3 protein-coding genes and 1 pseudogene are annotated in these 6,314 nt (G+C 76.1%); 2 read left to right on the forward strand and 2 right to left on the reverse strand.

The features are described from left to right. Nucleotides 1-59: 59 nt before the first annotated feature. Entirely contained in the window at nucleotides 60-668 is a 609-nt protein-coding gene (locus tag LG634_RS34835; protein ID WP_308072745.1) for a hypothetical protein, read from the forward strand. Between the two features lie 148 nt (nucleotides 669-816). Here LG634_RS34835 and LG634_RS34840 read toward each other — a convergent pair whose 3' ends face one another. After that, nucleotides 817-1,500 carry a maltokinase N-terminal cap-like domain-containing protein gene (locus LG634_RS34840; protein WP_226740090.1) on the reverse strand — a complete coding sequence of 228 codons (684 nt, stop codon included), beginning with the start codon at nucleotides 1,498-1,500 and terminating at the stop codon, nucleotides 817-819. 704 nt (nucleotides 1,501-2,204) lie between these two features. Here LG634_RS34840 and LG634_RS38570 point away from each other — a divergent pair. Continuing rightward, a pseudogene (locus LG634_RS38570) lies at nucleotides 2,205-4,883 on the forward strand (MinD/ParA family ATP-binding protein); the annotation flags it as partial. 121 nt (nucleotides 4,884-5,004) lie between these two features. Here the strand turns inward: LG634_RS38570 and LG634_RS34850 are convergent. Further along, nucleotides 5,005-5,970 (reverse strand): bifunctional riboflavin kinase/FAD synthetase, encoded by a 966-nt coding sequence (locus tag LG634_RS34850; protein WP_226740094.1) that lies wholly within the window; start codon nucleotides 5,968-5,970, stop codon nucleotides 5,005-5,007. Between the last annotated feature and the right edge of the window lie 344 nt (nucleotides 5,971-6,314).

Here is a 6,314-nt window from a genome sequence, read left to right on the forward strand (position 1 = left end):
GGCATGCGGTCCGTGTCTCCGAACTCGGCTTGTGGACGGTCCCCTTGGGGGACGACGGCGTGGTGGTCGGAGTGGACGCGGACGGCCGTCCGGCGGTACTGGGTGTGCACCGGGCGGATCCGTACGAGGTGACGTTGATCGGCGGGCTGTGGACCGCGCAGGTACTGGCCGTGCGGGTGGTGGGCACCGGTGCGCGGGTGGTGGTCGAGACGGGCCGGGCTGCGGCGTGGACGACGCTCGCGCAGGCGGTCGGCGGTGACCCGCCCGGGCTGACCCTGCACGGGCCGGGCCGGGTGCCGGAGCAGCGGCCCTCGGCGCACGGGCCGGTCCTGGTGGTGCGCGACTGCGGCACGCGCCCGCCGCGGAGACGGGTCGCCGCCGCGCCCTGGCAGTGCGTCCTGACGCTGCTGCCGTGTCTGGGGCCGGAGGACCGGTGGCTCCCGGCGCGGTCGTCCGTCACCGGAGTGCAGCGGGTGTCGCCGGAGGAGGCGGGCCGGCTGGCGCGCCTCCTGCACCTGCCGGCGGAGGTGGCGGCTGCTCTGCCCACTCTCGCGGACGGGGTCACGCTGTGGTGTACGCGCCGCGAGCAGCGGCTGGTGGCGACCGAGGGGACGGAGATGGAGATGGGGTTGCTGGGGGTGCCACGGCGGGTTGATCCAACGTACTGAGGCGGACGGACGGCGGACGGAAGGGGAACGAAGGCGGTGGGGGCGGTGAGGGGCGGGGCCGACGGGGCGCGGCCGGTGGCGTGGCGCCTTCCGCCGGGGGCCGCACCCGGCAGCCGGTACGGTCGGCCGCGCGCGGCCCCGTCGCGGCTCAGATGTGGGCGGCGGCGAACAGCCCGCGGGCGCGCGTGTCGTCCGGGAGCTGCCAGGCGCCCTCGATGTGACCGGCCGCCTCCTGGGGGGCGTGGAGGCCGGGGCGGAGGAGGCGGAGGAGGCGGAGCGTTGCGTTGCCGTGGGCGGCCTTCACCTCGGTGCCGTCCTTGTCGTCGGTGACGGTGAACCCGGTGGGCGCGGGGGAGCCGGAGCCAGGGGCCGGAGCGGTGAAGTGGGCCGCGAAGAGGCCCCGGCCGGCCGGGGAAGCGGTCACTTCGGGGTCGGGCGTGTTGCTGATGCTCTGCTGCTGGGCTTCGGTCCGGCCTTCGAGCAGGGCGGCCAGCTGGGCGATCAGTACGGGATCGTGGGTGCCGTCGTAGGCCCAGCGGTGGCCGAGTACGCCGTGCTCCATGGTGCCGACGAGGGCGTGGCTGGCGCCGTCGAGCGGGGCGCCGCGGTAGGTGAGCGGGATCAGGTACGAGGCCGGATGCGGGCCCGAGGCGTCGGTGACGACCATGAACTCGATGCCGACCTCGCCTTCCGGGTCGTCCAGCCGGAAGCCGCCGGCCTTCGCCAGCACCGGCCCGGCCGTGTCGCCGCGGTACCAGGGGCGGGTCGGCAGCCAGGTGGTGAGCAGTTCCAGCTTGGTCGGTTTGAGCTCGGTGTGGTGGATGACGGCCATGCCAAGTCCCTTGCGTCGGAGGGCGGGGGCGGGACTCCACAGCCTTGCAGGTGTGCGGGGCGGGTGGTGGAGCCGTCCGACTGGCGGGCGCCACCTGCCGGCGGGGGGCGCCATGTGGTCCACCCGTCGCGCCCGGACGGGCAGTTGTGCCCGTGGCGTGGCGGGTGCGTGGAGCGGGGCGCGGGCGGGCGGGGCCCGATTAGGCTGGCCGTGGGCGCGCCGCCCGGGGGTGGGCGTGCCGGTACGCGAGGAAACCAGGAGGACGATTGACCGGCGATCGGAACGAGAACCGCGGCGAGGCCTGGGACGTACCGCCGGATGACCAGTCCGAAGCGGAGCGCGAGGAGACGGGCGGGTTCACCCCCGACTATTCGACGCTGCCCTGGTACTTGCAGGGTGACCCCGCATCCGCCGTCCGCGGCGTCCCGGGACTGCCGCCCGGCAGCGGCTACGAGCCCTGGGCCACCGCGCATCCTGCCGCCCCACCGCACCCCGGCCTGCAACCGGTGGCCTCCTTCGCCCCGGACCCGGCCGCCCCGCCCTCGGCCGTCCCGTCACCGGAACTGCCGTCCGTGGCCGCCCCCGGCTGCACACCGACGGCAGCGGTCCCCCTCCCGCCGGCCCCGCCCACGGCCGGCGGTCCGACGGCACCGGGCGAGCGGCCGACCGCGGCGGAGGCCCAAGTGGGTTCGTACCGGCCCGAGATGAGCTCTGGCGATACGGTCTCGTTCCTCCCGCACGGCCGGGAGCCCGCAGCGGACCGGGCGTCCGGGCCGCCCGCGGACACCGGCGGGGCTCCGCCGGCCGACCCGTACGCGCCCTCCCCCGTGGCGGACGAGGCGGCCGTACCGGCACAGTTCACAGCTGCCGCAGCGCCCTCCGACGAGGCCGTCGCCCAGCCCGCGGACGCCGTTCCCGGCGCCCCGGCCCCCGCATCGGAAACGTACGATCCGCCACCGGCTCCGGTCGTGGACGGACTCCCGGTGCCGCCGCGGGACGCCCTCGGGCCGGGCGGGACGCCGGGGCCACGGCTCGCCGGTGTTCACGGCGGTCACGGCGGTCACGGCGGTCTCAGCGGTCACGACGGCCCGGCGGCGGCCGGCTCACGGCTGTCCGGGGCCGGAGCAGGGACGGGTTCCGGGCCCGCCGCTCCCGACGGCTCCGGTGCGGCTCCGCAGGGCGCACCTGCTCCCGGATCGCCGGCCGCGCCCGAGCCGGATGCCGGGAGCTTCGTCACGACGGGGCTCCACGACGCCCCGGCCGTGGAGGCGCCGCCGGTGTCCCCGTACGGGGCTGCGCCCGGGACCGGGCCGGCGGTCGCGCCCGGACCTGACGGTGGCCCGGTCGCCGATGCACTGCCCGCCGCCCGCGACAGGTCCGCGGCCGCCTCGGGGACCGAGCCGGTGGCCGCGGACGGCCTGCCCGTGCACGGGAGCGGTCTCGCCGCGGCACCCGGGGCGGGTGCCGTGCCCTCCCCCGCCACGGGGTACGACGGAGCTCCGCACCCGCTCACGGAACCGACGCCCTTCGCGGCGGGTCGTGCCGCCGGAGCATCCGCCGGGGTAGGGCCGTTCACCGGGGACACGGCCGCGCCGGATGGCACCGCAGTCGGCGCGCCGCCACAGGGCACGGTGCCTCCGCAGCCTTCAGCCCCTCAGGACGCCCCTCCCCCGCACACCGCACCGCTCGATGCACCACGGGAGAACGCTGTCCCCCACAGCGCAGCCCCCCAGGACCGCGTACCCCCACACGCCGCCCCGCAGGACACGCCACCGCCCCGGACCACCGGACCGGCCGGCGCCACCCCGCAGAACACCGCACCCGTCAGCGCACCCCCGCGGGACGCCGTACCCGCGCACACGCCCCCTCAGGACACACCGCCCGGGACCACCGGACCGGCGGGTGCCACCCCGCAGGAGGGCATCCAGCAGCACGCGGCACCTCAGGGCGTCGTACCGCCGCCGGCCGCCCCGCGCGGATCCGCGCCGGCGGCGGTCGTACCGGCTGACGGAGCGCCCCCGGCAGACTTCCCCGCGCCGGATGCGCAGGCCCCGGCCGCGGCTCCGCCGGGAGGCGGGCCCCGGGACGCCGTGCCCGCCGAGTTCGGGGCGGGGGCGGGGGCGGGCAGGGGGCGCGTAGCGCGTCCGGGTGATCTCGTATCGCCGTCGACCACACGGGTTCCGCCGATGCCCGTCGTGCCGCCGGCCCGACCCGCTGCGGCGCCGCCGGTCGCGCAGCCGGCCGCGCCTGCGCCCGGTGCGCCGTGGGCGGCGGCCGGTCCGCCCGCGGACCCGCGCACGGCGGCATCCGCCCCGCGGCGTCAGCCGCACCCGCACCCGCAGCCCGGCCCGGGCCACACCGCTCCGCCGCCCGCCCCGCCGCCCATCCAGGCGCCCGTCCCGGCGCCCGCTCCCCCGGACGCCACCCCCCTCGGCTACACCGCCGGCGTCGAGTTGACCTCCGAGCGGCTGCTGCGGGGGCGGCAGAAGGCCCGGAGCGGGCGGGGCGGGGGCGGCGGAGGACTGTTCCGGTTCGTGGGGAAGGCCGCGGAGGCCGAGCGGCAGCGGAAGCTGGGGGTGATCCGGACGCCGGTGCTGTCCTGCTACCGGATCGCCGTCATCAGCCTCAAGGGCGGTGTGGGCAAGACGACGACCACCACCGCGCTCGGCGCGACCCTGGCCACCGAGCGGCAGGACCGGATCCTCGCGATCGACGCCAACCCCGACGCCGGCACGCTCGGCCGCCGGGTGCGCCGCGAGACCGGGGCGACCATCCGGGACCTCGTGCAGGCCATTCCGCACCTGAACTCGTACATGGACATCCGCCGGTTCACCTCGCAGGCGCCGTCCGGGCTGGAGATCATCGCGAACGACGTCGATCCGGCCGTGTCGACCGCCTTCAACGACGAGGACTACCGGCGTGCCATCGACACCCTCGGCCGGCAGTACCCGATCGTCCTCACCGACTCCGGCACCGGGCTGCTGTACTCGGCCATGCGCGGGGTGCTCGATCTGGCCGATCAGCTGATCATCGTCTCGACGCCGTCCGTGGACGGGGCCAGCAGCGCGAGCACCACGCTCGACTGGCTGTCCGCGCACGGCTACCACGAACTGGTGTCCCGGTCGCTGACCGTCATCTCGGGGGTCCGCGAGACCGGCAGGATGATCAAGGTGGACGACATCGTGCAGCACTTCCGGCTGCGGTGCCGCGGCGTGGTCGTCGTCCCGTTCGACGAACACCTCGCCGCCGGCGCGGAGGTCGACCTCGACATGATGCGGCCCAGGACCCGGGAGGCGTACTTCGACCTCGCGACCCTGGTCGCCGAGGACTTCACCCGCGCCCAGCAGGCGAAGGGCGTCCCCCCGTGGGGCCACCCGCACCCCCACCGTCCCTGAGCGCAGGCGCACGCGCACGCGCCGAGGGCCCGCACCCGCCCGTCCCCCGAAGGACGGGCGGGTGCGGGCCCTCGCCGTACACGCGCCGGTCAGCCCGTCAGGGCCGGAGTCACCGCGCCGCGGCCGCCGTGTCGTACGCCTCCGTCAGCTCGCGGGAGCGCTTCACGTCGTCCGCGATGGCCTCCAGAAGTCCGTCCAGGGACTCGAACTTCGCCATCCCCCGGACGTAAGCGAGGAAGTCCACCGTCACGACCTGGCCGTAGAGGTCCAGGCCCACGCGGTCGATGGCGTACGCCTCGACCGTGCGCTCCTTGCCGTCGAACTGCGGGTTCGTGCCGACCGAGATCGCCGCCGGCATCCGCTCGCCGCCCGCCGTCAGCCAGCCCGCGTACACGCCGTCCGCGGGGATCGCGGTGTGCGGGAGGGTGTCGACGTTCGCGGTCGGGTAGCCCAGCTCGCGGCCGCGCTGCGCACCGCGCACCACGACGCCCTCGACCTGGTGCGGCCGGCCGAGGATCTCGGCGGCACCCTCGACGTCGCCGTCGGCGACGAGCGTGCGGGTCAGCGTCGACGAGAACGGCACGCCGCCGCCTGCCTCGCCACGCACGAAGAGGTCGATGACCTCGACCTCGTAGTCGTACGTCTCGCCCTGCTCGGCCAGGTACGCGGTGTTGCCGGCGGCCCGGTGGCCGAAGCGGAAGTTGGGGCCCTCGATGACGAGCTTCGCGTGCAGCGCCTCGACCAGCACCTTCACGATGAAGTCGGCCGGGGACAGCTGCGAGAACTCGGCCGTGAACGGCAGGATCAGCAGCGCGTCCACGCCCAGCGCGGCCATCAGCTCGGCGCGGCGGTGGTGCGGGGCCAGCAGCGGCGGGTGGCTGCCGGGCCGGACGACCTCGCTGGGGTGCGGGTCGAAGGTGACGACGACGGACGGCAGGCCCAGCGCGCGGGCGCGCTCCACGGCCTGCCCGATGATCAGTTGATGGCCCCGGTGCACACCGTCGTAGGAGCCGATGGTGACGACGCTGCGTCCCCAGTCCTGGGGGATGTCCTCCAAGCCACGCCAGCGCTGCACTGTGACCGCTCCTCGCCCGAACCCTGTAGTTGCCTGATCCTGTCTGGCGTGACCACGGATCCCGCGGCCACGCAGGTCTAAGACTGCCATGCCCGTGGTCCTCGGCACTCATCGGTATCGGGGCCGGTCCGCCGCCCGCCGCTCCGCCGCCCGGCGGATGCGCCCCCTTGCGCTCCCTCCATTCACTCCGAGCGCCTGCCCGGTCGGGTGAATAGCGGGGATCGGATGGATAGACACCGTGCGGGGGAAAAGTGGGGGGACCCGGGGGTGCGAGGGGGCACCCGGGCCGGGGCGGGGGAACGCGTGGAGCGGTGAGCGGCACACAGGGGGGTGCGCTCACCGCT

The sequence above is a fragment of the Streptomyces bambusae genome, assembly GCF_020532645.1.
Lineage (GTDB): Bacteria > Actinomycetota > Actinomycetes > Streptomycetales > Streptomycetaceae > Streptomyces > Streptomyces bambusae.

Bases quoted from the DNA above. Each gene is read 5' to 3' on its own strand.
- LG634_RS34840 (WP_226740090.1), bottom strand. From the start codon at position 1,500: ATGGCCGTCATCCACCACACCGAGCTCAAACCGACCAAGCTGGAACTG.